This is a genomic window from Blastopirellula sediminis, from assembly GCF_020966755.1.
Classification (GTDB): Bacteria; Planctomycetota; Planctomycetia; order Pirellulales; family Pirellulaceae; genus Blastopirellula; species Blastopirellula sediminis.
This window is the reverse complement of record NZ_JAJKFT010000004.1, coordinates 181,611-206,237: the sequence shown is the minus strand read 5'-3', so window position 1 is coordinate 206,237 and position 24,627 is coordinate 181,611. Positions and strand designations below refer to the sequence as shown.

General features: G+C 59.4%; 18 protein-coding genes. 4 read left to right on the top strand and 14 right to left on the bottom strand.

The window, feature by feature from the left end; translation table 11 throughout:
* Positions 1-20: 20 nt before the first annotated feature.
* Positions 21-350, bottom strand: coding sequence for an antibiotic biosynthesis monooxygenase family protein (locus LOC68_RS04625; protein WP_230216245.1), 330 nt, complete (start codon positions 348-350; stop codon positions 21-23).
* Positions 351-494: 144 nt separating this feature from the next.
* On the opposite strand from LOC68_RS04625, the gene LOC68_RS04620 reads away from it, so the two are divergent.
* From LOC68_RS04620 to LOC68_RS04610, 3 genes are read left to right on the top strand one after another with little or no spacing between them, the layout of a single operon-like run.
* Entirely contained in the window at positions 495-1,796 is a 1,302-nt protein-coding gene (locus tag LOC68_RS04620; RefSeq protein WP_230216243.1) for a homoserine dehydrogenase, read from the top strand.
* A 12-nt stretch (positions 1,797-1,808) separates the two neighbouring features.
* Positions 1,809-3,011: a cofactor-independent phosphoglycerate mutase gene (locus tag LOC68_RS04615; RefSeq protein ID WP_230216241.1), complete on the top strand. Its 1,203-nt coding sequence runs from the start codon at positions 1,809-1,811 to the stop codon at positions 3,009-3,011.
* Between the two features lie 55 nt (positions 3,012-3,066).
* Positions 3,067-4,845, top strand: coding sequence for an aspartate kinase (locus tag LOC68_RS04610; protein ID WP_230216239.1), 1,779 nt, complete (start codon positions 3,067-3,069; stop codon positions 4,843-4,845).
* Between the two features lie 84 nt (positions 4,846-4,929).
* On the opposite strand, the gene LOC68_RS04605 is transcribed toward LOC68_RS04610, so the two are convergent.
* The 8 genes from LOC68_RS04605 to truB form a co-directional block, all read right to left on the bottom strand.
* Positions 4,930-5,343 carry a hypothetical protein gene (locus LOC68_RS04605; RefSeq protein WP_230216238.1) on the bottom strand — a complete coding sequence of 138 codons (414 nt, stop codon included), beginning with the start codon at positions 5,341-5,343 and terminating at the stop codon, positions 4,930-4,932.
* 67 nt (positions 5,344-5,410) lie between these two features.
* Positions 5,411-6,463 (bottom strand): DUF1559 domain-containing protein, encoded by a 1,053-nt coding sequence (locus LOC68_RS04600; protein ID WP_230216236.1) that lies wholly within the window; start codon positions 6,461-6,463, stop codon positions 5,411-5,413.
* 274 nt (positions 6,464-6,737) lie between these two features.
* Positions 6,738-7,679 carry an outer membrane protein assembly factor BamB family protein gene (locus LOC68_RS04595; protein ID WP_230216234.1) on the bottom strand — a complete coding sequence of 314 codons (942 nt, stop codon included), beginning with the start codon at positions 7,677-7,679 and terminating at the stop codon, positions 6,738-6,740.
* A 123-nt stretch (positions 7,680-7,802) separates the two neighbouring features.
* Positions 7,803-8,204, bottom strand: a complete 402-nt coding sequence (locus LOC68_RS04590; RefSeq protein WP_230216232.1) for a bifunctional nuclease family protein — start codon at positions 8,202-8,204, stop codon at positions 7,803-7,805.
* 124 nt (positions 8,205-8,328) lie between these two features.
* The gene (locus LOC68_RS04585; RefSeq protein ID WP_230218453.1) at positions 8,329-11,409 is read right to left on the bottom strand and encodes a valine--tRNA ligase; all 3,081 of its coding nucleotides are present in this window, start codon (positions 11,407-11,409) and stop codon (positions 8,329-8,331) included.
* A gap of 122 nt (positions 11,410-11,531) precedes the next feature.
* Positions 11,532-13,157 (bottom strand): citramalate synthase, encoded by a 1,626-nt coding sequence (gene cimA, locus LOC68_RS04580; protein ID WP_230216230.1) that lies wholly within the window; start codon positions 13,155-13,157, stop codon positions 11,532-11,534.
* Between the two features lie 443 nt (positions 13,158-13,600).
* A complete protein-coding gene (locus LOC68_RS04575) occupies positions 13,601-16,480 on the bottom strand; it encodes a DNA translocase FtsK (protein ID WP_230216228.1) in 2,880 nt (959 codons plus the stop codon).
* Between the two features lie 364 nt (positions 16,481-16,844).
* Entirely contained in the window at positions 16,845-17,720 is an 876-nt protein-coding gene (gene truB / locus LOC68_RS04570) for a tRNA pseudouridine(55) synthase TruB (RefSeq protein ID WP_230216226.1), read from the bottom strand.
* A 102-nt stretch (positions 17,721-17,822) separates the two neighbouring features.
* On the opposite strand from truB, the gene hemL reads away from it, so the two are divergent.
* Entirely contained in the window at positions 17,823-19,103 is a 1,281-nt protein-coding gene (gene hemL, locus LOC68_RS04565; RefSeq protein ID WP_230216224.1) for a glutamate-1-semialdehyde 2,1-aminomutase, read from the top strand.
* A gap of 83 nt (positions 19,104-19,186) precedes the next feature.
* On the opposite strand, the gene LOC68_RS04560 is transcribed toward hemL, so the two are convergent.
* From LOC68_RS04560 to LOC68_RS04540, 5 genes are all read right to left on the bottom strand, one after another.
* Entirely contained in the window at positions 19,187-20,227 is a 1,041-nt protein-coding gene (locus LOC68_RS04560; protein WP_230216222.1) for a tetratricopeptide repeat protein, read from the bottom strand.
* A gap of 207 nt (positions 20,228-20,434) precedes the next feature.
* Positions 20,435-20,971 carry a hypothetical protein gene (locus LOC68_RS04555; RefSeq protein WP_230216220.1) on the bottom strand — a complete coding sequence of 179 codons (537 nt, stop codon included), beginning with the start codon at positions 20,969-20,971 and terminating at the stop codon, positions 20,435-20,437.
* Positions 20,972-21,217: 246 nt separating this feature from the next.
* The gene (locus LOC68_RS04550) at positions 21,218-22,177 is read right to left on the bottom strand and encodes a type II secretion system F family protein (RefSeq protein ID WP_230216218.1); all 960 of its coding nucleotides are present in this window, start codon (positions 22,175-22,177) and stop codon (positions 21,218-21,220) included.
* 7 nt (positions 22,178-22,184) lie between these two features.
* On the bottom strand, positions 22,185-23,147 hold the full coding sequence (locus LOC68_RS04545; protein ID WP_230216217.1) for a type II secretion system F family protein: 963 nt from the start codon (positions 23,145-23,147) through the stop codon (positions 22,185-22,187).
* Between the two features lie 38 nt (positions 23,148-23,185).
* Entirely contained in the window at positions 23,186-24,511 is a 1,326-nt protein-coding gene (locus tag LOC68_RS04540) for a CpaF family protein (RefSeq protein WP_230216215.1), read from the bottom strand.
* Between the last annotated feature and the right edge of the window lie 116 nt (positions 24,512-24,627).

Below are 24,627 nucleotides of genomic sequence, written 5' to 3'. Positions count from 1 at the left end.
GAAGGGTCAAAGGCTCTATCTTAACGGCTTGGCGGAAACTCAACAGCACGCTCTACCCGCGCGATTTGCAGCGGGTAGCTTTCGTACCACTCCTTTCGCCCTAGTCGTTGGACCCCAAGATGATCGACCTGGTTCTTCCAGGCGTCGATCGCGGCCAGATCGGTCCAATAAGAAACGGTGATACCGAATCCGTCGACGTCCCGGACCGATTCGATCCCCAAAAAGCCGGCCTGCTCGCGAGCCAGGTCCTCCATGCGCTCGGCCGCGGCCAGGTAACCCTGTCGATCGTTGTTCGTCCGCTGACTGGTAAAGATAACCGCATAGTAAGGGGGATTATCAAGCTGCGTCATACCTCGTCCTAAATCAGGTCGTAAAGCCCCCGAAACCTTTACCCTATAACAACTTTAGCCCGGTTGACGACGGCCGCCGCGGCCATCTACGATGAACGATTCGCTTCGATATCTTAGTCAGCTTGGGGAGTAGAGCGTTTCGCCATGCCAAAAACGAAGGTCGCCATCGTCGGCGTCGGCACCGTAGGCGCCGGCGTAGCGCGCATTCTACTCGACCACGGCGATCGCACCGCAAAAAATGCAGGTGCGACGCTCTGGCTGCAAAAAGCGGTCGTCCGCGATCTCAAACGGCAGCGCGATTGCCAGCTGCCGGAAGGTGTCCTGACGGACGACCTGAACGACATCGTCAATGATCCGGAGATCAAAGTCGTCGCGCAGTTGATGGGGGGCATTGATCAAGCCCGGACCACGATGCTCCGTCTGCTGGAAGCGGGCAAAGACATCGTCACCGCCAACAAGGCGCTGATCGCCGAACATGGTCCCGAGCTGTTCAGCCGCGCCCATGAACTGGGACGCTCGATCGCGTTCGACGCCGCAGTCGCCGGCGGGATTCCGATCATTACGAACCTGACGCAGTGCCTGACCGCAAATCAAGTAACGTCGCTGGTCGGCATTCTGAACGGCACCAGCAACTTCATCGTCTCGAAGATGGAGGAAGACGGCCACGACTACAACGACGCCGTCCGCGAAGCCCAAGCCCGCGGCTACGCCGAAGCCGATCCGACGATGGACGTCGACGGTTCGGACGCCGCCCAAAAGCTGGCGATCCTCGCCCACATCGCCTTTGGCGCCGCGATCGACTGGAAGAAGATTCCTCGCGTCGGCATTGATTCGCTCGATCCGATCGACCTGAAGTTCGCCAAGGAACTTGGTTATCGCGTCAAACTGTTGGCGGTCGCTCGCATGACCGAGACCGGGCTGGAACTGCACGTCTCGCCGACGCTGGTGAAGATCGGTCGCCCGCTGGCCGAAGTCCGTGGCGCGTACAACGCGATCAGCGTCACCGGCGATCAGGTAGGCGAGTTGTTCTATCACGGCTTGGGCGCCGGGCAAAAGCCAACCGCTTCGTCGGTCGTCGCCGACCTGATCGACACCGCCGTCGGACGCACCGCGCTCACCTTCCGCACGCTGAAGCTGTTCACCAGCCACAATCCTGACGTGGCGATCTGCCCGGCGACGGAAATTGTCGGCCGCTACTACTTCCGCTTCCTGGTCGACGATCGCCCCGGCGTATTGGCCGAGATCGCGGCGATCCTGGGAACGCACAACATTTCGATCGCGTCGGTCATTCAGCACGAGCCGGACGAAGAGGGGGAAAACGCCGTCGTCTCGCTCATCATCATGACCCACACAGCGACCGACGGCGACGCAGACGCCGCGCTCACAGAAATCGTTCGGCTCGATAGCGTGCGAGCCGGCAACCGCAAACTTCGCGTTCAAGACTAAAGCGAGATAGCGATGAAATACGCCATCATCATTCCGGACGGTTGCGCAGACGAACCTCAAGAGTCGCTCGGCGGCAAAACGCCGCTGGCGGCCGCCAACACGCCCAACATGGACGCCATCGTCGCGGCTGGTACCGTCGGCCGCGCGAACAACGTGCCGGACCATTTGCCGGCCGGTAGCGACGTGGCGAACCTCAGCTTGCTCGGCTACAACCCGAACGAATACTTCACCGGCCGCGCTCCGCTGGAAGCGGCCGCGCAAGGGATCGTCCTGGCGCCAGAAGACTGGGCGATTCGCTGCAACCTGGTCTGCGTGCAAGACCAGACGATGAAGAGCTTCACCGCCGGACATATCTCCAGCGAAGAAGCAGCCGAACTGCTGAAAGCGGCGCAAGAGGAACTCGGCAGCGAACTGCTCGAATTCATCCCCGGCGTCAGCTATCGCAACCTGCTTCTCTATCGCGGCGAAAAGTCGCCGGCGCCCTTCTCGCAAGACACGCGCACCACGCCGCCGCACGACCTGACCGACAAGTCGGTCGCCGACGATTACCCGCGCGGTCCAGGCAGCGATCTGCTGGCCGAACTGATGAGCCGCAGCGTCGAGATCTTCGCCGATCACCCGGTCAACAAAAAGCGAATCGCCGAAGGGAAGCTTCCGGCGACCAACGTCTGGCTGTGGGGAATCGGCAAGCGTCCGGCGCTGAAGTCATTCCAAGAAGTCTACGGCCGTAGCGGCAAGATGATCACTGCGGTCGACCTGCTGCGTGGTTTGGCCGCGCTCGTTGGTTGGGACCGGATCGAAGTTCCCGGCGCGACCGGCTACATCGACACTGATTACGCCGCCAAAGGGAAGTACGCGATCGACGCGTTGCCGACGACCGACATCATTTGCGTCCATGTCGAAGCTCCCGATGAAGCGTCGCACGAAGGACGCGCCGACGCCAAGATCAAAGCGCTCGAAGAAATCGACAAGCACATTGTCGGCCCGCTTCACGAAGCGTTGAAGAAGCAAGGCGACTATCGCATTCTGGTCACCCCGGATCATCCGACGCCGGTCCGAACCAAGACCCACAGCCACGGCTTTGTGCCGCTGGCGATTTGCGGTACCGGCGTCGCCGCGGACGAATACAAGACGTACGACGAGGAAAACGCCGGACAATCCGCGCTATCGTTTGACGATGGCTGGCGCATGATGCGTCATTTCCTCGACGGCTAAACGCGTCTCCCCTGCTCCCCCACCTGCAGCACTTGCCAAAAGGCCGAAAACCAACATGTCTTTGATCGTTCAAAAGTTCGGCGGCACCAGCGTCGCTGATTGCGAGAAAATCGTCGCCGCCGCTCGCAAGGCGATCCGCGCTCAAAAAGAAGGCCACCAGGTCGTGATGGTGGTCAGCGCGATGGGCAAGAATACCGACGTCCTGGTCGACCTGGCGAAGCAGATCAATGATCGTCCGCCGGCCCGCGAGATGGACATGCTCCTCTCGACCGGCGAGCAGGTCAGCGTCGCGCTGATGGCGATGGCGATCCACTCGCTGGGCGCCAAAGCGGTCAGCCTAACCGGTGCGCAGATCGGCATCAAGACCGACAGCACGCACACCAAGGCCCGCATCATCTCGATCGAAACCGAGCGAGTCAAACAGCTGCTCGACGCCGGCAACATCGTCATCGCCGCCGGCTTCCAGGGGATCGACGAGAACATGAACATTACGACGCTCGGCCGCGGCGGTAGCGATACCACGGCCGTTGCGCTCGCTGCGGTGCTCGACGCCGACGCCTGCGAGATTTACACCGACGTCGACGGCGTTTACACGACCGACCCGCGTCTGCTGGCCGAAGCGCGTCGCGTGCTGCAAATCAGCTACGACGAAATGCTGGAGCTCGCCAGCCTTGGCGCCGGCGTCATGCACAGTCGCTCGATCGAGTTCGCCAAGAAGTTCGGCGTGCCGATTCACGTTCGCAGCAGCTTTACCGACATCACCGGCACGATGATCGTCGATCAGCCCGAGTCGAAAACTCGCCCGGTCGGCGGCGCCGCGATGACCAAGAACGAAGCCCGCGTCACAATCGAAGGAGTGCCGGACGTCCCGGGGATCTCGCACGAACTGTTCCATAGCATCGCGTCGAAGGCGATCTCAGTCGACATGATCGTGCAGAACATCGGCGCCGACGGCCGTGCGAACATTTCGTTCACCGTGCCGCGCGATGAACTGGAACAAACGCTCGAAGCGGTCCGCAGCGCCGCCGACATTTTGCAGTACGAAAACGTCGCCCACGACGAAAACGTCTCGAAGATCTCGGTCGTTGGTCTCGGCATGGCCGAGCAATCGGGCGTCGCCGACAAGATGTTCCGCGTCCTGGCCGACGCTGGGATCAACATCCAGATGATCACCACCAGCGAGATCAAGATCTCGGTGCTGGTTTCGCGAGCCGACGCCCAGCGAGCCTTGGCCGCGGTTCACTCCGGCTTCCTGCTCGACGTCAAACCGGACGACGCTCCGGAGTCGGTCGCGGCCGTTTCGCGGGCACGCGCTCATGACGCCGCCGAAGTGGTCGCGCGACTTCGCACGATGGAAGACCTGACGATCGACAGCATCGTGCTCGACGATTCGCAGTCGGTCATCGCGCTGCGTCGCATTCCTGATCGCCCCGGTATCGCGGCCCAGGTCTTTGAAGCGATTGCGGCGAAAGGAATTCTGGTCGACATGATTGTCCAGAACGTCGGACGCGGCGATGCGGCGAACCTGAGCTTGACGGTTCCGAAAGAAGACAGCGAGAACGCGCTGTTGGTCGCCAAGAAGATTGGCGAACAGTTGGGCGCCGAAGAAATCTTGTGCAAGGCGGACGCCGCGAAACTGTCGGTCTCCGGCATCGGTCTTCGCAGCCATACCGGCGTCGGCATTCGCATGTTCCGCGCCTTGAGCGACGCTGGGATCAATGTCGAGTTGATCAACACGTCGGAAGTGATGGTCAACGTGATCGTCGAAGGCAAACAAGGAAAAGCCGGCCTGACCGCTTTGAACAAAGCCTTCGCCGACGTGCTGCTCGACTAGGTCAAGCTCGTCGTTTTGGGAACAAAAAAGGGAAGCGAGCAATTTCGCTTCCCTTTTTCGTCTCTTGAATAGCGCCGCGAGGCGTTACTTCTTCAGATCGAAATCAACCGACTCCGCATCGGCCGTGATTTCGACTTCCAGCGTCGACGCGTCGTTGTATTTCGCCGGTACGCGATCGACGACCGGCTGAAATCCGGTTTCATCCGGTTTGCCGGCCGCCTTCGGCGAGCGAATGATCACCTGCTTCTTGCCGGCGGTAACTTGCGTCGAATACTTACCGTTTTCGATCACGCCGAACGCTTCTGAGCCTTCCGAAACGTCCGCTGGCGAAGTGAACTGAATGTCGCCCGACTCTAGCGGCTTCCCTTGCAAGGTGACCGATCCAGAGATTTCAAACCGTGGGGCGAAGCGATCGTCCTGCGCTGCGCCGCATCCGAGCGTCAAAACCAAGAGCGCCGGCGCGATCGCCAGCGACCAGGGATGAATCTTTACAAGCATGTCTATTGTTATCCGTATGCGAGTCTGCTGTAGGCGGAATTACCAAGGCGTTACGTGAGGTTCGCGATTAGAACTCGCCCAACACGTAGCCGTCATGGCGGATCGCCAGGTTGGCGAGCGTCGTGTTATCGATCGTTTCCGCAATGAAGCGAACCGAACCGTCGCACAACGTCGCCTGCACGCCGCCGGGATGAGCCGAAGCGAGCGGAGTATTGGCGCCGCCGCTGGTATAGCCGCTTTCGATAAAGACGCCGGAGGCGGCCGTACCCGAAAAGAACTGCGACTTGCCCGGGTTAATCTTGTAGCGAATCGAGGTCAGGCTGAACGCACGACCGCCGGTTCCTAGCGTCACGATCGGACGAGCGTCGGTTCCTTTCGACCCCATGAAGAAGCCATGGCGACCGCTCGGACGGAAGTCGAATGGAGTGCCGGCGTCCTTGTAGATCCAGTCGCTCACTTCGCTCACCACCATCGTGTTGCTCGTGCCGTCGGTGACGTCGGCGAACTTGGTCTGCGAGTTCATGTGCAGCACGCCGTTGATCGTCGCTGCGCCAAAGTAGGAAGAGGAATAGAACTGTTCGACGTTATTAGCCGCGACCGTTCCGCCAAAGCCGTTAATCGTACCCGAGATGCCGACGTAGTCCGAAATCATCGCCTTCGGCGTGAACGCAGCGACGTGATCCATCGGCGACGACGGACAAACGTAGGCGTCAAATATCGGCGTGTCCCCTGCCCCGTTGCCGAGCGCATTGAGAATCGCGGTCGAGTTGTAGCTGTTGCCCGAGGTCAGCTGCGCTTGATCGAAGGCGTTCCCGAGTTCGAGGAACGGCATCAGGTAACCCATCCACGAAACGCCCCAGTTGGTGGCGGTCGCTTTGCCGAACGGCGCGAGGTCATTGGCGCTGCCTGGAGGAAAGCGGCCGTACGTATCGTGGAAATTGTGCAGCCCGAGGCCGTGCTGCTTCAGGTTGTTCGTGCATTGCATCCGACGAGCCGCTTCGCGCGCCTGTTGAACTGCCGGCAAAAGCAGAGCGATCAACACGCCGATGATGGCGATCACAACCAAGAGTTCAACCAGCGTGAAGCCGGAACGTTTTCGCTTCGATACCGTATGTTGCATAGCGCTTCCCCAGATATGAATGAAAGAAACAAGAGAGCGAGGGCGATTGCTGCACGAGAGAGGTCCAAAATCCCCTTGGATTTCGGGTCGTGCGAAAAGGTTGGGTCAATTGTAGACAAGCGCCCAATCGCTCCATAGGCGAATTCGCCCGCAATAGGGAGGGGTTTCACGCAACAAAAAAACTACGCATCAGTCGCCGCAAAAAGGTGGCAACTAATGCGTAGTCATATTTTTGCTAAAAAGCTGAATTTCGATTTTCGCAACCGCGGCCGGGTTAGCGAATCACTTCTCCTTCGACGTCGAGCAGTTGCGAGTTCGGTACCGAGTTGCCGAAGCGATCATATTGATCGAAGGTCCAGACGACTTTCTTCGCCTTCGGTTCGATCTCAACCAGCAACGGTTGTCCCGGGCCAGCGTGGCAATTGCCGATGACATAGTTGCCGTTGGGGAGCACTTCCAGCGTCGTCACCCAAGCGAACGTGATCCCCGGCAGTTCGTTCTGCTCCAATCGCCAGACGACTTTTTGATCATGATCGACTTCGATCACGCCGTGCCCGTTGCCGGTCGAGATCAACGTGTTGCCGTTCTTCAGACGAACTGCGGCGAAGCATTGATTGCCCCACGCTTCCGGACCATGACCGCCGGCCGGCTTCTTGTCGAACAGCGGCACGTTGTATTCCCAGACGATGTCGCCGGTCTCGCCGTCATATTCGCGGACCTTGCCGTCCCCTTCGTGACAGACGAGGTAGTTGCCGTTTTCCAGCTTGCGAACCAGCCGCGTGTCGCGATGCGGGTGCGGATTGTCGACGACCAGCTTCACTTCCTTCAGCAGTTTGCCGTCGCGGTCGATTTCGATAATGCGACCGATACCTGATTCGGCGATCATCATCTTGCCATCGGCCAGCGGTTGAAAGGCGTGAACTTCGATCGGCTTGCCGGCGTTGCCGTTTTCGTTCGCACAGTCGTACGACCAGACGATCTTCTTTTGGGCCGGGTCGATCTCGACGATCTTCTTCATCCCTTGCTGGGCGTAGATGTGTCCGTCGGCGGTGACGTGAATGTCATGGATGTCGCCAAACGGCATCTCCCACTCAACCTTGCCGTCGGCGTCGACGATCGCCAGTTTGCCGGCGCCTTGCGTGACGAGACGATGACCGGCATAGGCGGGAAGTGCGAAAGCGGCTGCCAACAGCAGCGAAAGGAGAAGTCGCGGCATGGGGGAACTCCAGTGACGGGGAACAGGTATCAACCGTCATCGTAGTCCCCTGGCCGCGCGAAACAACCCAACCGGCAAACTTCAAAATCGGGCGAAGGTTGGTTTCGCAAAGCGGCGGCGGGCTTAGTTCGCCGATTCGTCCAGGACGTGCTCTTCGACGTAGATCGGCAGATTCGGCTGATTGGTAACCGCAATGGCGATCGCGTCGGAAGGACGAGCGTCAATTTCGATCAACTCTCCATCCCGTTTGATGCGGAGGTTGGCGAAGTAGGTCCCTTGATTCAAATCGCAAATGACGACGCTATCGAGTACGCCCCCCATCTGCTCGATGATGTTGCAGATCAGGTCATGCGTCAGCGGGCGAGGCGAAGCGAAGTCTTTAACGCGACGATGAATGCTGGTCGCCTCAAAGATGCCGATCATGATCGGAAACTGGCGATCGCCATCGACTTCCTTGAGGTAGATGACCTGCTGATCGTTAATCTCGCTGATGATGATCCGCGAGAGTTCCATTTGGACCGGCATAGATGGTAAACCGATGATCGTGAGGCGAGGAGACGGGCCTGGGGACGCGTCTCCATTATAGACGGCGGAGGATTGCGGCGACCAGAGCAAGGCGATTTCGCCCTATGCGGCCCGCCGCTTTCCCTTACTTTTTCAGCAGTTTCGCCAGGGCGGCTTCGACCGTTTCCAGCTCGCGCTGGGCGTTTTCCAAGCTTTCCCGTTCTTTGGCGACCACGTCGGCCGGTGCGCGTTCGACGAAACTGGCGTTCGAAAGCTTCTTCTCTTTGCCGGTGATCATCCCCAGCAAACGCTCGCGCTGCTTTTCGTTTCGTTCGATTTCGGCGCCGACGTCGATGAAGTCCTTCAGGTCGACATAGACTTCCATCCCCGGCAAGTCGATGCGAGCGTTGGTTTCCGGAATCGTCACTTCGGCGCCCCAACCGACGCTCTTCGCGTTGGCCATCGAACCGAAGTAAGCTTCCATCGACTCGAGCAGTTCGACCGTCTTGGCGTCGCAGCGAATCGTGAACTCGATCATCTCGCGCGGCGCAATGTTCTGGCGGCTGCGGATTTCGCGCAGACTGGCCAGCGTTTCTTGGAACTTGGCGAACTGCGCTTCGATCTTTTCGTCTTGCCAGGCCGGATCAATCGGCGGCCACTCGGCGATCATGATGCTCTCGGTCGCTTCGGTCACTTCGGCGAAACCGCGTTTCGGCGCGAGCTTGCCGAGCGACTGCCAAATTTCTTCCGTGATGAACGGCACCAGCGGATGGAGCATTCGCAATAGCGAATCGAGCACGAAGATGATCACGCGTTGAGCCAGCGGACGCTGCGCCGGATCGGTGAATCGTTCCTTCGTCATTTCGAGATAGAAGCTGCAGAAGTTGTCCCACGCGAAGTCGTACAGCGCACGGGCCGCATCGGCGTAGCGATACGATTCCAGGCAGCGAGTCATTTCCGCTTCGGCCGAAGCCAACCGACTGAGAATCCAACGATCTTCGAGCAGCAAATCGGCGTCGTCGATCGGGGCCGGTTCGAACCCTTCCAGGTTGATCATCGTGAACCGAGCGGCGTTCCACAGCTTGTTGCAGAAGTTACGCCCAATCTCGAAGCGTTCGCTCACCACAGCGCCGCGCGGCAGCGCCAGGTCGGCGTCGCTAAACGCCCACTGCGTCGAGAATTCCTTCGAGCACTTCTTGCATTCGATCTTCGGCTGGATCCGGTTCTTCTTCGTCTGATCGATTAGCGCGCCGCAGTGGGGGCACTCGAACTGCACCGGCATCCGCACGTCTTGCGTTTCGGTGGTCAGATAGGCCAAACCAAAGCGAAGCGAGTCGGCGCCGAACTTCTCGATCACATCCAACGGATCGACCCCGTTCCCCTTCGACTTCGACATTCGTTCTCCCAGGCCATCCAGAATGGTCGGGTGAATGAAGACTTCGCGGAACGGAATCTCGCCCATGTTGTTCAGGCCGGCCAGCACCATGCGGGCCACCCACAACGTGATGATGTCGCGGCTGGTGATCAGCGTGCTGGTCGGATAGAAGTACTCCAGCTCCGGCGTCTTCTCGGGCCAACCCAAGGTCGAGTGGGGCCAGAGCGCCGAGCTGAACCAGGTATCGAGCACGTCATTTTCCCGCACGAAGCCGAGCTTTTCGTACTTCGTGGCCAGGGCGTCGTCATCTTCGTTGATGCAGACGTGGATCATCGAGTAGGGCATCCCCACCCGCGCGGCGCCTTGGATGGTGCCGGTCTTTTCGGCGGCCTGACGTTCGGGATCTCGTTCCACCTGATAGGCGGCGCGTTCCGCTTTGATATCGGGATCGGCGTCGAGCTTCGCGATCAGCTCGTCGTGATCTTCTTTCAACTGGCAAGTTTGCGACCAGATCGGAATCTGATGTCCCCACCAGAGCTGACGGCTAACCGGCCAATCGCGCTTTTCGCTGAGCCAATCGACGTAGCCCTTGGCGTAACGGGTCGGGAAGATCTTCACGCGACCATCGGTCACCGCGTCCATCGCGCTTTGCGCCAGTTCGTCCATGCGGATGAACCACTGGTCGGCCAGGTACGGCTCGATCGGCGTCTTGCTCCGGTCGGAGTGCGCCAGGTCGATCTCGCGATCTTCCACCTTGTCGAGCAAACCGATGGCGTCGAGATCGGCCACCACTTTTTCGCGGGCGTCGTAGATCTTCAGCCCTTTGTACTGAGCGGCGTTCTCGTTGAGCGTGCCGTCCGGGTTCAGGATGTTGATCATCGGCAGCTCGTTCCGAATGCCGACTTCATAGTCGTTCGGATCATGCGCCGGCGTGATCTTCACGCAGCCGGACCCAAGCTCCGGCTTCGCCCACTGGTCGGCGATCAGCGGAATTTCGCGTTCGATCAGCGGTAGCATCAGCTTGCGGCCGGCCAGCGCCATGTCGCGCAAGATGATCAGCTGCGGCAGCATCGTCTTGCGGCGTTCGGCGATGCGGTCGAGTTCCGCCTGAATCTCCGGCTTCTCTTTTCCCGGCGCCGTCTTCAGCTTTTCTTTCAGCTCCGCTTCCAAGTCGTTGAGCGCCTGCTCTGGATCGGGGTGGACCGCCACCGCCGTATCGCCGAGCATCGTCTCGGGCCGGGTCGTCGCGATCGTCACCACTGGCGGTTCGCCTGGTTGCGGGTCGATCACCGGATAGCTGAAGTGCCAGAAGTGCCCTTGGGTCGTTTCGTGGAACACTTCATCGTCGCTCACAGCGGTTTGCAGGAACGTGTCCCAGTTGACCAGACGCTTCCCTTTGTAGATCAGGTTCTTCGCGAACAGATCGTAGAAGGTGCTCCGCACGGCGCGAGCGCAGACCGGGTCGAGCGTGAACCGCGTCCGCTCCCAATCGCAACTGCTACCCATCCGCTTCAGCTGGCCGAGAATGCGAGCTTCGTACTGATCTTTCCACTTCCAGATCCGCTCGACCATCTTCTCGCGGCCCAGGTCGTGGCGCGATAGGCCTTCTTCTTCCAGAATGCGACGTTCCACCACCGCTTGCGTCGCGATGCCCGCGTGATCGGTACCGGGGATCCAGAGGGCTTCAAACCCTTTCATCCGCTTGTAGCGGATCAGCACGTCTTGCAGCGTGTTGTTGAGGGCGTGTCCCAGGTGCAGAGCGCCGGTCACGTTCGGCGGCGGAATCACGATCGTGTAGGGATCTTTGTTCGGATTCGGCTCGGCGTGGAAGTAGCCCCGCTCTTCCCACATCGGGTAGATGCGCTGCTGGGCGGCCACGAAATCAAATCGATTCGGGAGATCTTTCGGATTGAAAGTCACAGCTTCCACTTTCTTTGGTCTACAGCGTTGTTTGCATCAGGGGCAGGCGAGAGTTACTTCGCCGTCGATTCAGCGCTGGCCCGCGCCGGCGACTTGCCCCGTTGCTCATCTTTGTGAAGTTTGTATTCGATGGAATCGACCAGCGCGTTCCAGCTGGCCTGGATGATATTCTCACTGACGCCGATGGTTCCCCAGACGTCATCTTCGTCCGCGCTTTCGATCATCACGCGGATTCTGGCGGCGGTCCCCGCCTCTTGATTGACGACGCGTACCTTGTAGTCGACCAGGTGCATCGTTTCGAGCGTCGGGAAGCAGCCGTTCAGCGCCTTGCGGAGCGCCACGTCGAGCGCCTGCACCGGACCGTCTCCTTCGCCGACTTCGTAGCGTACTTCGCCGTCGACCGAAACTTTCACCGTCGCTTCGGTCACCAGGTCGACCACTTTGTGTTCGACCAGGTCTTCGACTTCGACGTGGTACTTCAAAATCTCGAAGTGGGGCCGAAAGACGCCGGCGACCCGTTTGACCAGCAAGTCGAACGACGCTTCGGCCGCTTCGTACTGGTAACCTTGGTTTTCCTTGCTGACGACCTCGGCCAGGATCTTATCCATCAAGACGCGATCGTCTTGCAGGTTGTGCTTGGTCGTCAGGGCGACGATGTTCGAGCGACCCGACAATTCGCTCACCAAGACGCGACGTTCGTTGCCGACCGTTTGCGGGTCGATATGTTCGTAGCTCGACGCGGCCCGGTTGATCGCGTGGACGTGCATTCCCCCTTTGTGAGCGAAGGCGCTTTGCCCGACGAACGGTTGGTTGTTGCGACGATTGACGTTGGCGGTGTCGTAGACGTAACGCGAAAGTTCGGTCAAATGATCGAAGCCCGCGCCCCCGATGACGTCGTAACCTTTCTTTTTCAAGCCAAGGTTTGCGATCACCGAGATCAGGTCGGCGTTGCCGCAACGTTCGCCGAAGCCGTTGATCGTTCCTTGCACCTGGACAGCGCCGGCGTCGACTGCGGCCAGACTGTTGGCGACCGCTAGATCGCCATCGTTATGCGTATGGATGCCGACCGGCACGTTGAATTCGGCCAGCGCTTCGATCGCCTTCTTGGCGTAGTCGGCGATTTCTTCCGGCAGGCTGCCGCCGTTGGTATCGCACATCACCACCAAGCGTGCGCCCGCTTTGGCGGCGGTCCGAATCGTTTCGGCCGCGTATTCCGGGTTCGCTTTCCAGCCGTCGAAGAAGTGCTCGGCGTCGTAAATGACTTCGCGCCCTTGGCTGACGATGTAGCTGATCGAGTCGGCGATCATCGCCAGGTTTTCTTCCAGCGTCACGCGGAGGACGTCGGTCACATGAAAGTCATGCGTCTTACCGACGATGGTGACGACCGGCGCGCCCGAATCGACCAGCGCTTGCATGCCGGGATCGTCAGCGGCGGCCATTCCCTTACGGCGGGTCATGCCGAAGGCGCAGACCTTCGTATGTTTCAGGTCGAGCTCTTGGACCCGCTTGAAGTACTCGGCGTCTTTTTCATTCGACAGGGGATAGCCTCCCTCCACGAAATCGACGCCGATCTCATCCAGACGCTCGGTAATCGACAGCTTGTCCTGCAAAGAAAAGCTTACGCCTTCTCCTTGGGCGCCGTCACGAAGCGTCGTGTCGTAGATCTCGATTTTTCTCATGAAGAAAGTCCCTACTGGCGGGGCGTGCCGTTTGGGTTGCCGCGGTTAGCGACGAAAATAAAAAAAGCCCTGAGGCCGCAACGGGCTTCAGGGCTGTTGGATTTCGGTGATTTGCCGTTTCCTCTAGCCAAGCCCACAACGGCCCGGTACTACGATCCGTACGATCGTAATCGGTCCAATCTGCGAGCCTACGTTGATCAGCGTGTTGGGCATTTTATCTGCACCCTACTGAGGCGGACGGCTGTCTCACACAAGTGTGCGTGGAAGACGTAAGTCTAAAATTACCATTATTCTATGTCAACCAGACGCCCCCACCAGCTGGGCGGTTCGCGGTCTGATCCACATTCCCTTTAGATCGACCCGGCGGCGGCTGCGATCGACGATCTGGCAAAAACTTCCCATTTTGCCAGTTCTACGGGGAAAACCGGGGATCGCCGCCCGAATTACGCCGTCTTCTGGCGATCTCCTTCGTCCTCGTCCTCTTCTTCCTCTTCGTCTTCCTCCTCGTACTCCTCTTCCTCGTATTCTTCCTCTTCGTACTCGTACTCTTCTTCGTCCCCTTCCGCTTCCTCTTCTTCATACTCGGAGTCGTCTTCGTCGTACTCTTCGACTTCTTCGTACTCCTCTTCCTCTTCGAACACTTCCTCTTCTTCTTCGTCGTATTCCTCTTCCTCCTCCTCTTCTTCCATCGCAGGAACCGGGACGACTTTGTTCGAGCGTTTCGCTTTCGGCTCTTCTTTCTTCTTAGGCGGAGCTTCGTTGATCTCCGGCTCTTCTTCCATTTCAATCTTGCCGACGCCGTCCCCGGCCTTCATTTGCTCCCATTCGGCGACGCTGATCAATACCTCGCGGGCCTGAGAACCGTTGTACGGACCAACGATTCCATCTTCCGCCATGAAGTCGATCAAGCGTGCGCCACGACCATAACCGACGCCAAGCGCCCGCTGCAGCAAAGAAACGCTGCCGCGCTGCTCGGCGACGATCACGTCGACCGCCTGCTCGTACATTTCGTCCCGCTTCTTCATCTTGCTGGGATCGGCGACGGCGCCATCTTCGACGCGCAGCTGGACCAGTTCTTTGACGAAGTCCTGTTCGCCGGTGCTGACGAAATCGACGACGCTGTTGATCTCTTCGTCCGAGAGGTAGGTACCCTGACCACGCATCAGCGAGCTGGTCCCTGGCCAGAGGAAGAGCATGTCGCCGTTGCCGAGCAGCTTGTCGGCGCCCATTTCGTCGAGCACAACGCGGCTGTCCGTACGGCTGGCCACCTGGAACGCCAAGCGAGCCGGCAAGTTCGACTTGATCAAACCGGTGATGACGTCGACCGTCGGCTTTTGCGTCGCAAGGATCAGGTGGATCCCGACCGCTCGGCTCTTCTGAGCGAGACGAATGATGTGCTGTTCGACTTCCTTCCCGGCGGTCATCATGAGGTCCGCCATTTCGTCGGCGACGATCACGATGTAGGGCAAGTGCGTCGGAACCGATTTGCGATCTTCTTCGTCTCCCACTTCCAGACGTTCGTAGATCTCTTCGGCGCTCAGCTGGTTGAAGACGCTCAAGTGACGGACGCCAACCTTGGCGAGCAGTTGATACCGCTCTTCCATCTTCTCGACCGCCCAGGCCAAGATCGCTTCCGCCTTCTTCATGTCGGTAACCACCGGGTGCATCAGGTGCGGCAGCGTCTTGTAGCAGCTCAATTCGACCATCTTCGGGTCGATCATCAGCATGCGGACTTCGTCGGGACGACGGGTCATCAAAATCGAAGTGATCAGCGCGTTCAAACAGACCGACTTACCGGTACCTGTACGACCGGCGATCAACAAGTGAGGCATCGACGCCAGGTCGACGACCAGCGGATTGCCAGAGACGTCCTTGCCGAGGAAGATCGGAATCTTCATCTTGCCCGAACGGCCGAGTCCTTCTTCCATCACTTCGCGCAGGCGGACCATCTGCCGCTCTTCGTTCGGCACTTCGATCCCGACGGTGTTCTTGCCGGGGATCGGCGCAACGATGCGGACGCTCGGCACGCGGAGCGCAATCGCCAGGTCGTCGGCCAGGCCGGTGATCTTCGAAAGTCGGAGACCGGCTTCGAGTTCGACTTCGTACTGGGCGATGACCGGACCGGTCTCGATTTCGACCACCTTGACGTTGAAGCCGAAGTTGGCGAACGTCTTTTCGAGGACCTTCGCCTTTTGACGGACTTCTTTCTCTTGCGCCTCGTACGAGAACTCTTCGTTCTCGATGAGCAGGTCGATCGGCGGCAGTTCGTAATGCTCGTGCTTCGGCTCGTCGTCGGCGGCGGCGTTCAGTTCTTTGATTACCGCGGCGCGATCGTCTTCCTTCGCCTTCTTTTTCGAATTGCGGTTCTTGACCGCGAGCGGATCCTCGGCCTTCTCCGCCGCCTTATCGGCGAGCGTTTTGACCGGGATCGCTTCGTCTTCCGCCGCTTCCTCTTCTTCGATTTCCTCTTCCCACTCGCCTTCTTCCTCTTCGGCGGCGACCTCCTCTTCTTCTTCCCACTCTTCCCCTTCGGCTTCCTCTTCCTCGTACTCGACTTCCTCTTCGTCTTCGGCGACTTCTACCTGGCGACCACCGATGCGAATGGTCATCCCTTCGGCGATTTCTTCTTCGACATCTTCCAGGTCAGTCGTTTCGGCTTCCTCGTCCGCAGCTTCGGCATCTTCCGCGACCCCCTTCTTACCAATTCGCTTGGCGACCATTTGTTTGCCGAGAACCGCCGTCTCGATTCCCTTGACGCCGACGATCATCGCAATGCGGAGAATCTCATAGTCGGTGCAAAGGAAGAGTCCGACCGCCGTGACGGTCAGGGCGAGCAGCGTTCCGCCGACCGCCGCAAAGTGCTGATGCAGCAGCGTCGATGCCAACATGCCGAGGGCGCCGCCGGAACCGGCCAAGGGACCGTTCCCCATGGCGGGCGCATACATCGCCGCCAGCGCGGTCAAACCGGTCAGCGAGGCGAGCCAGCCGAACATGCGAATCGCCGGCGCCGAGACTTCCATCCGCTTCAGCAAAATGAAGTCGAGTGCGGCCAGCGAAATGACCAGATAAAAGGCTCCCAGTCCGCCGAGTCGCGAAAAGAGCAAATCGGCCGCCAAGGCGCCCATGCCGCCGCAGATGTTGTGGGCGCGCTGCGTAGGCGGGTAGACCACCACGTCAGGCTGATAAACTTCGCTGATCGGAAAAATCGGCGCAGGGATCGGATCCGCTGCGTCGTAGCTGACGAGCGAGAGTATGAGAAATAAGACCGCCGCCGCCAAACCGATTGCGATTAGGTCGCGATGAAGGCTGCGATTTTCGAACATGGCGGGCGCCACTCCTTTATGGCAAACGACATGCCGCGCATGTCGCGAAGTCGCAGGGCGAATCCTTGCCCGACAAATCCTGTTGGTCCGTCTCTCTCTACTTCGGCATTGCTAGCGAGACGAAATCAGCGACAGATCGCCGCGCGGCGCCGTTTCGCTGGTGAAAAGAATCGGAGCCCGCGGCACGACCGGCACAGTCGGCAAGAGTGGAAATGCGACTCGAAGGGGTGGCACTGCTGGCTTGTCCAGCAGTGTGGCGTTATGGAACGAATTCTGAAAAGATTGCCCCTCAAAACGAATCGACAGATGGATATCTAGCGACTTTGAGGCTGCACACTGCTGGACAAGCCAGCAGTGTCACCCATTACTCAAGCGTGTGGACGAAGTTCTTGGCCGGCTTCCAACTGCCGTCGGTTCGTTTCGTCAAAATCGCGACCAGGCGTCCCGCTTCGTCGAGCGCGGCGACTTCCACTTCGGCCGATTCCATCTCAGGGCGAATGCCGCGAGCGAAACGCATCTCGTTCAGTTCTTCCGGCGTGAGCGTGATCTGCGGCATTCCCGCGACGGCGGTCGCCAGAGGAGCGAGGTTGGCGGCGACTGTTTCGGCGCTCAATTGCTCTACCGGCAACGCATCTTCCAGGCGAAACTCGCCGATCGCCGTCCGCGTTAGCCCAGTCATCACTGCGCCGCTGTCGAGTCGCTCGCCGATGTCGCGGCCGAGCGCACGCATGTAGGTTCCGCCGCCGCAGAGGACGTCAATCTCAAACAGCGGATACTCGAACCCGCGCAAGGTGATCTCATAGATCGAGACTTCGCGCGGCGCCAGCTCGACCGCTTCTCCTTGACGAGCCAAATCGTAGGCTCGCTTGCCGTCGATCTTCAGGGCCGAGAAGGAAGAAGGGCGTTGTTGGATCTGGCCAACGAACTCCGGCAAGACGGCGGCAAGTTGGTCGGCGGTGACGATGGGAGCGTCCGCAAGTTCAGTAATCGTTCCTTCCAGGTCCTCCGTATCGCTCGTCTTCCCGAGTTCAAACTGGCCAAGGTACCGCTTCGGCATGTTTTGCACGTTTTCGATCAACCGCGTCCCGCTGCCGACGCAGCAGATTAGGACCCCGGTCGCCAACGGGTCGAGCGTCCCGGCATGCCCCACTTTGGCTGGTCGGACGAACCGGTTGACCCGGTTCACCACATCGCGCGAGGTCCATTGCGGCGGTTTGTAGATATTGAGAATGCCGTGCATGCTGCGAGAATTGGGGGAGGCGGTAGCGAAATCAGTGGTTTTGACTATAAAACTAAGAAGTGTTTCGCCACCCGAACAGGCCCCTCAAAGAAGACCCCTCGCATGTCACGCTCCCGCAGTCACGAGATTTTCCAGCGCGCTTTAGAACTGATGCCCGGCGGCGTGAACAGCCCGGCCCGAGCGTTTGGCGGAGTTGGCGGCGAACCGCTGGTCTTCGAACGGGGCGAAGGCGCCTACCTGTTTGACGTCGATGGGAACCGCTACATCGACTACATCGGCTCATGGGGCCCGATGATCCTGGGGCACGGCAACGAAAAGGTTCGCGCTGCTATTCACGCCGCGGTCGATCAAGGAACCAGTTTTGGCGCTCCGACCGAACGGGAGAATCAACTCGCCGAGCTGATCATCGACATCGTGCCGTCGGTCGAAAAGGTTCGCCTGGTGAATAGCGGCACCGAAGCGACGATGAGCGCCATCCGCGTCGCCCGCGGGTATACCGGACGAAACAAGATCATCAAGTTTGCCGGCAACTATCATGGCCATGTCGATAGCCTGCTGGTCGCCGCGGGAAGCGCCGCGGCGACTTTGGGCGTTCCTAACTCGCCAGGCGTTACTCCGGGCACCACTGCCGATACGATCGTGTTGCCGTACAACAGCGTCGAAGCGCTGACCAGCACGTTCGAGAAGTATGGCGACGAACTGGCATGCGTGATCTTCGAACCGATCGTCGGCAACATGGGAACGGTGATTCCGACGCCGGAGTTTTTGGGAGCGATTCGCGAGCTCTGCACCAAGTATGGCGCCGTGATGCTGATGGACGAAGTGATGACCGGCTTCCGAGTGGCGCTCGGCGGGGCGCAGGAACTGTTCGGCGTGACGCCTGACCTGACGACGATGGGGAAGATCGTCGGCGGCGGTTTGCCGATCGCAGCGTACGGCGGGCGGGCCGACATCATGAATAACGTTCTGCCGGCCGGGAAGGTATTCCAAGCCGGAACGCTGAGCGGCAATCCGCTGGCGACCGCGGCGGGAATCGCGACGCTGTCGATCCTCAAAGAGACGAACCCCTATCCGCAGCTTGAGAAGTTGGGCGAGCGACTGATGACCGGGCTGGCCAAAGCGGCCTCCGATGCCGGCGTCGCTCATTCGGTCGCGCGTGTCGGCAGCATGGCGACCCTCTTCTTTGGCGAAGGTCCGATCGTCGATTGGGATACCGCCGCCAAGAGCGATACCAAGCGGTACGCCGACTTTTTCTGGGGCTTGATCGACCGTGGGGTCTACTTCCCCTGCAGCCAGTTTGAAGCCCTCTTCATTTCGGTGACGCACACCGACGCCGACATCGACGCGACGATCGCCGCGGCTCGCGAAGCGCTGAAGGCGTAAATCAGCCGAGCTTCCTCGACAAGAAACGAACGACGCCGACCAAGCGGTCGGCGTCGTTTTGTTTTACCCTGGATCCAATCCGATTAGCGACGAATCGGCGGCTGCATCTGCATGTTGCCGACCGCTCCCTGATTGAAGTTCAGTTGCGGCGGATTCGGCGCCGCCGGCAGGCGACGCAGATTCGGCTGCTGACCGTAGCCAGGGCGATAAGCGACTTCCGGTTGGCTGCGATCGACGATCATCAGCAACTGGCGAGCCGCGTGCAATTCGGGATCCTTCTCCAGCGCCAAGTTCAAGTGAAGGCGAGCCAAATTGGCGTCCCCTTTCTTGTAAAGCAGATAGCCCAGGTTGTAATGGGCCGTCGCGGCGCCGTGAGCGTACTCGAGCTGCGAGAACGCTTCTTCCAGGCGATTGGCGTCAACCAGCGCACTGGCCATATTGTTGCGATAGCGTTTGTTTTCCGGCTCGATGGTCGTCGCCTTAAAGATCGACGCCATCGCGTCGTCAAAACGCTTTAGCTTCAGGTAGCAGAGCCCCAGGTCGTTCATCGCGATCGCGCTCTCGGGATGAGCGGTCGCCGCTTTCTGATAGAATTCCAGCGCGGCGGTCGACTTCCCTTGACGGTCCATCAACCGGGCGTAGCTGAGCAGCGCGAACAGGTTGTCCGGATACTGATCGAGCGCCGTCATATACTGTTTGCCGGCTTCTTCGAACTTTCCTTGCTGTTCGAGGATCCGACCGGTGCTCAGATAGATGTTGACGTCCAGATGGTCCGGCGTATTCGACAAGCTCAGCGGATCGTCGGCCGGGACGTTGGACGACTTGATCGTGAACGCATCTTGGATGCTCTTGCCGGCGCTCTTCAGCGTTGCAGTGAAACCGTTACCCGATTTCTTTTTGCTCCGCTCTTCCGACTCGCGGATGTATTCGTCGAGCGTCTGATTCTCGTCGCTGTCGCCCGTGAACTGCACTTGGCGCACGTTAAACGAGGGGAGCTTGTCCAGCAATCCACCGCTGGCCTCTTCAGCGCGGAGCGGCGCAGTCCACATCGCGCCGGCTAGCGCAAGCGACGCGACGCCTGCACGTAGCGGATAGGATTGAAAAATAATCTTGTTCAGGGCCACGCGACACCTCCGTGCGAACGCGTTGGCGACTGCTAGCATGACAGTCGCACTCATAATCGGAATAACTTGCCCGTTTTCTTTTCGACGAAAGTCGCTGTCGCTCTGCATCCAAAATGGTGCTGGGCGACAACCAAGTCGTAATCTGGCCAGTATTTCCCCCAGAAGCGGCGCCCCCTGCCGGCGCCGCTACCGCTTCGAGAGAACCAACTAGTTGCCTGACGACGGCGCGTCCGGAAGTCGAGGAGCCGGAATCGAGCTACGTTCGGCCCGATAAATGTCGTCGATGAAGTCGGCCGGACGTCCATACGCTTCCGATCCGGTCTCGTAGATTTCCGGATGAACGTTCGGGCCAAGCATGCGAATCATCGCGTCGTGAACCGACGCCATGCGGATCTGGGTCACTTCCGGGGTCAGACCGCGACGGACGAAGACGGCCCGGCGATCCGGCAAACCTTCCAGGATCTGGCGAATCTTCATTTCGCCGCCACGGGTGATCTGGTTCGTTTCGGAGTCGAAGTGATGGTCGCCCAGCGTGTTCTGCAACCGAATGCCGTTGGCGGTCATCGAGGCGTAGTAATTGCGGACCGACATGCGATCATAAGTGAGGAACGGTTCTGGCCAACACTTGTTGCGCGCGTAATCGAGATGCGCGCGTTCCCAGAATTCGTGCCAACCGGCGTCGCACGAGCCAGCCATAGCGAAGGCGGCTGCAATGGCAAGCGCGATTCCATGACCTCGATTCATCCGTCAATCTCCTGAGATGGGGCTAGTCCAACTAGCTCGTTATGTCTTCTCGCGCAGGCGCGATGTGCCCGTGGCCCGGTGCTATTAGGGCTTATCGGCTGGCCGCGACAAGCGCAGCCAATTGCTATCGTCACGCCGGTACAGATTGACATTCCTCCCCCCGGCGGAGACGAAAAAAGCCTGGTCTCGCGATGGAGACCAGGCTTTCCAGGTCAAGCTGTAACGGTTGTGCCGATTGACAGGCTGTTAGCTGTTCGCGGCCATCATCGGCAACATCTCGCGGATAACGGTAATCGCCGCTGGTCCGACCAGCACCACGAAAATGCCGGGGAAGATGAAGAAGACGAGCGGGAAAATCATCTTCACCGCGGTCTTCGCCGCTTTCTCTTCCGCAATCTGTCGACGACGCGTACGCATCGCATCGCTCTGCACGCGGAGCGCCTGGGCGATGCTCGAACCGAACTTGTCGGCCTGAATCAAAATCGCCGCGAGCGAACGGAGGTCGTCGACGCCGGTTCGATTGCCCAGTTCGTGCAACACGTCGGTGCGAGCGCGACCGACTTGCAATTGGAAGTTGCACAAGCCGAACTCTTCGGCGATGACCCGATAGGTCTTTTTCATTTCTTCCGAAACGCGACGCATCGCTTGATCGAGACCGAGGCCCGCTTCGACGCAGACGACCATCAAGTCGAGCGCGTCAGGCAAACCGCGGAAGATCTGCTCTTTTCGTTTCTTACCGAGGTACCACAAACCGACCGACGGAATGTAGAACGAAACGCCGGCGATCGCGACTCCTTTGAACAGATCGCTTTGGTTGTAATTGCCCAGGAAGAGGACCAACCCGCCGCCGGCGATCAGGCCGAGCATCAAGCAGGCGAACTTCAACCCGAGGAAAACTTGCGGCGCCGATTCGCTGCGGAATCCGGCGTGCGTCAGCGCTTCTTTCAGCGCGTTGGCGTCTTTGGCGTTCTTCGGCTGCAGCGGAGCAGACAACACAGGCGTCGCCTTTTCCAGCACTCTGGAAACGGCGTTTCCGGCGCGATCTTCACGATTCTTCTTGCCGATCGGATCTTTGAAGTCGTCCAAGCGATCTTCCGCACGGGTGCCCGCGGGAGACATCGCATCGACAAGCCACCATACGCCCGCGGCAAACAGACCGAATACGGCGAGCGGTACCAGGAAGGTCCAGCTGAATAAGGTTTCCATGGTTCGCCTACACCTTGATATCGATGATTTTCTGAATGACGTACGCCCCGATCAGCTGCATCACGACCGCCCCGGCCAACATTTTGTTGCCAAGCGGATCGGTGAACAGCGTCATGACGTAGCCGGGATTGAGTCGCCACAGCGCGACGAAGAGCGCCGGCGGCAGACCAAGCAGCACGATGCCGGAGATACGACCTTCGCCGGTGAGGGCTTGGATCGTGCCGAACAGTTCCAGACGCTGACGAACCAGGCGGCCGATCTTATCCAAGATTTCCGCCAAGTCGCCGCCCGTTTGACGCTGCAAAATGACGGCGGTGCCGAAGAACTTCAGGTCCAAGTTCGGAACGCGTTCGGTCATGTCGGTGATCGCATCTTCCAACGAAACGCCGAGGTTCTGAGCCTCGAACACTTTCTGGAACTCGCGACCGATCGGCTCATCCATTTCTTCGCTCACCAGGCGGAACCCGGCGCCCAAGCTATGGCCGGCCCGAAGGGCCCGGGAGATCAGTTCCAACGCGTCCGGCAACTGCTTGCCGAACTTATTCAGACGCGACTTCCGTTTGAAATGGACGTACAGAAACGGAATGCCGGCGACCACCGCGGCCGAGATCGGCGCGACCCAGAACGGGGCTCGCAGCAAGATCGGCAGGATGCCGCCCGCCGCGGCCAGACCGCCGCACATCATCACCAGATTGGCGACCGACATCGACATGTCGGCCTGATCCAAAAACAACCGCAGATTGAAATACTGCAGAATGTAGGCTTCCAGGGCGTTTCCTTCATCCTGAAAACCGGAGAGCAATCCGGCGCCCTGTTCGGCATCTTTGCCGCGGGGCTGACCCGATCCGGTCAGCGCGTCGAGACGCATTTCCGCCTCTTCGCTTCCGGCGCCCCGGAAGCTAAGCGCTACGCCGCCTACCAATGCGGCGATGCCTAAAAATACAATGATGGGAATCAAAATTGACATCATGGGGGCTTACCTCGTTTGGCGCCTTCCTGGAACTAGGGTTAGTCGACCAACATCACGCGCTGTCGAAACGCGCTGGCCGGAAGCCGAACGCCTGCCGCTTCAAGTCGCGCCATGAAGTTCGGTCGGACGCCGGTCGCTTCAAACTGGCCTCGAGCTCGCCCTGTCTCATCGATGCCGGTTTTGTTGTATCGGTAAACGTCTTGCATCACGACGGTGTCCTGCTCCATGCCGATCACCTCGGTGATATGCGTAACGCGACGCGGACCGCCTTGCAAACGGTTGGCCTGAATGATCAGGTCGACCGCGCTGGCGATCTGTTGACGCATCGCTTTGATCGGCAATTCGAAGCCGGCCATCGAAATCAGCGTCTCAACACGCGCGATCGCGTCGCGCGGCGTATTGGCGTGAATCGTGGTCATCGAACCTTCGTGGCCGGTGTTCATGGCCTGCAGCATGTCGAGCGTTTCGCCGCCGCGGCATTCGCCGATGATGATACGTTCAGGACGCATACGCAGGGCGTTGCGAACCAGGTCGGTCGCCGTCACGGCGCCCTTCCCTTCGACGTTCGACGGTCGCGTTTCCAACCGCACCACGTGATCCTGCTGCAGTTGAAGTTCCGCCGCGTCTTCGATCGTCACGATACGTTCGGCCGACGAAATGAAGCTCGACAGCGTGTTCAGCAGCGTCGTTTTACCGGAACCGGTACCGCCGGCGATGATGATGTTCAAGCGAGCCTTGATCGCCCCTTCGAGCAGCATCACCATTTCCGGCGTGAACGCTTTGTAGTTGAGCAGGTCTTCCAGCTTCAGCGGATTCGAGCCGAAGCGGCGAATCGACACTGCGGCGCCGTCGAGAGCCAGCGGAGGAATGATCGCATTGAAACGAGAGCCGTCCGGCAAACGAGCGTCGACCATCGGGCAGGTTTCGTCAACGCGTCGACCGACGCGAGAAACGATGCGGTCGATGATTTGCAGCAAGTGGTTGTTGTCGCGGAAGGTGACCGGGCTCTTCTCAAGACGTCCCCCTTTTTCGCAATAGATCTGCTTGGGGCCGTTGATCAAAATATCGCTGATCGCGTGATCTTTGAGCAGCAACTCGAGCGGGCCAAGACCGAACGTTTCGTCGAGAACTTCTTCAATCAGACGTTCGCGTTCGTTGCGATTGAGCAGAGTTTCTTCCGTATCGCAGAGATGCTCGACGACGAGACGGATTTCGCGGCGAAGCACTTCGCCTTCCAGTTCGCCTACCTTGGAAAGGTCGAGCTTATCTACGAGTTTGCCGTGAATGCGACGCTTCAGGTTCTCGAATTCAGCCTGCTTGGCGTCCCCGTTTTTCGAATCGGAGTTCAATGATCGTACGGACATGTCTTTTCTCCGCGTCGGCTTCATGCGACGCTCTATGCGAATGTTCTGGAAATCGAGCGCATACCGTCAGGGGCGACGGCCACTGGACCTCGTGGAAAACATACGTCATACGATTG

What these genes read in the sequence shown, in the direction of transcription:
- LOC68_RS04625 (WP_230216245.1), bottom strand. Translation starts at nt 350, where the DNA reads ATGACGCAGCTTGATAATCCCCCTTACTATGCGGTTATCTTTACCAGT.
- LOC68_RS04620 (WP_230216243.1), top strand. Translation starts at nt 495, where the DNA reads ATGCCAAAAACGAAGGTCGCCATCGTCGGCGTCGGCACCGTAGGCGCC.
- LOC68_RS04615 (WP_230216241.1), top strand. Translation starts at nt 1,809, where the DNA reads ATGAAATACGCCATCATCATTCCGGACGGTTGCGCAGACGAACCTCAA.
- LOC68_RS04610 (WP_230216239.1), top strand. Translation starts at nt 3,067, where the DNA reads ATGTCTTTGATCGTTCAAAAGTTCGGCGGCACCAGCGTCGCTGATTGC.
- LOC68_RS04605 (WP_230216238.1), bottom strand. Translation starts at nt 5,343, where the DNA reads ATGCTTGTAAAGATTCATCCCTGGTCGCTGGCGATCGCGCCGGCGCTC.
- LOC68_RS04600 (WP_230216236.1), bottom strand. Translation starts at nt 6,463, where the DNA reads ATGCAACATACGGTATCGAAGCGAAAACGTTCCGGCTTCACGCTGGTT.
- LOC68_RS04595 (WP_230216234.1), bottom strand. Translation starts at nt 7,679, where the DNA reads ATGCCGCGACTTCTCCTTTCGCTGCTGTTGGCAGCCGCTTTCGCACTT.
- LOC68_RS04590 (WP_230216232.1), bottom strand. Translation starts at nt 8,204, where the DNA reads ATGCCGGTCCAAATGGAACTCTCGCGGATCATCATCAGCGAGATTAAC.
- LOC68_RS04585 (WP_230218453.1), bottom strand. Translation starts at nt 11,409, where the DNA reads ATGTGGGAAGAGCGGGGCTACTTCCACGCCGAGCCGAATCCGAACAAA.
- cimA (WP_230216230.1), bottom strand. Translation starts at nt 13,157, where the DNA reads ATGAGAAAAATCGAGATCTACGACACGACGCTTCGTGACGGCGCCCAA.
- LOC68_RS04575 (WP_230216228.1), bottom strand. Translation starts at nt 16,480, where the DNA reads ATGTTCGAAAATCGCAGCCTTCATCGCGACCTAATCGCAATCGGTTTG.
- truB (WP_230216226.1), bottom strand. Translation starts at nt 17,720, where the DNA reads ATGCACGGCATTCTCAATATCTACAAACCGCCGCAATGGACCTCGCGC.
- hemL (WP_230216224.1), top strand. Translation starts at nt 17,823, where the DNA reads ATGTCACGCTCCCGCAGTCACGAGATTTTCCAGCGCGCTTTAGAACTG.
- LOC68_RS04555 (WP_230216220.1), bottom strand. Translation starts at nt 20,971, where the DNA reads ATGAATCGAGGTCATGGAATCGCGCTTGCCATTGCAGCCGCCTTCGCT.
- LOC68_RS04550 (WP_230216218.1), bottom strand. Translation starts at nt 22,177, where the DNA reads ATGGAAACCTTATTCAGCTGGACCTTCCTGGTACCGCTCGCCGTATTC.
- LOC68_RS04545 (WP_230216217.1), bottom strand. Translation starts at nt 23,147, where the DNA reads ATGATGTCAATTTTGATTCCCATCATTGTATTTTTAGGCATCGCCGCA.
- LOC68_RS04540 (WP_230216215.1), bottom strand. Translation starts at nt 24,511, where the DNA reads ATGTCCGTACGATCATTGAACTCCGATTCGAAAAACGGGGACGCCAAG.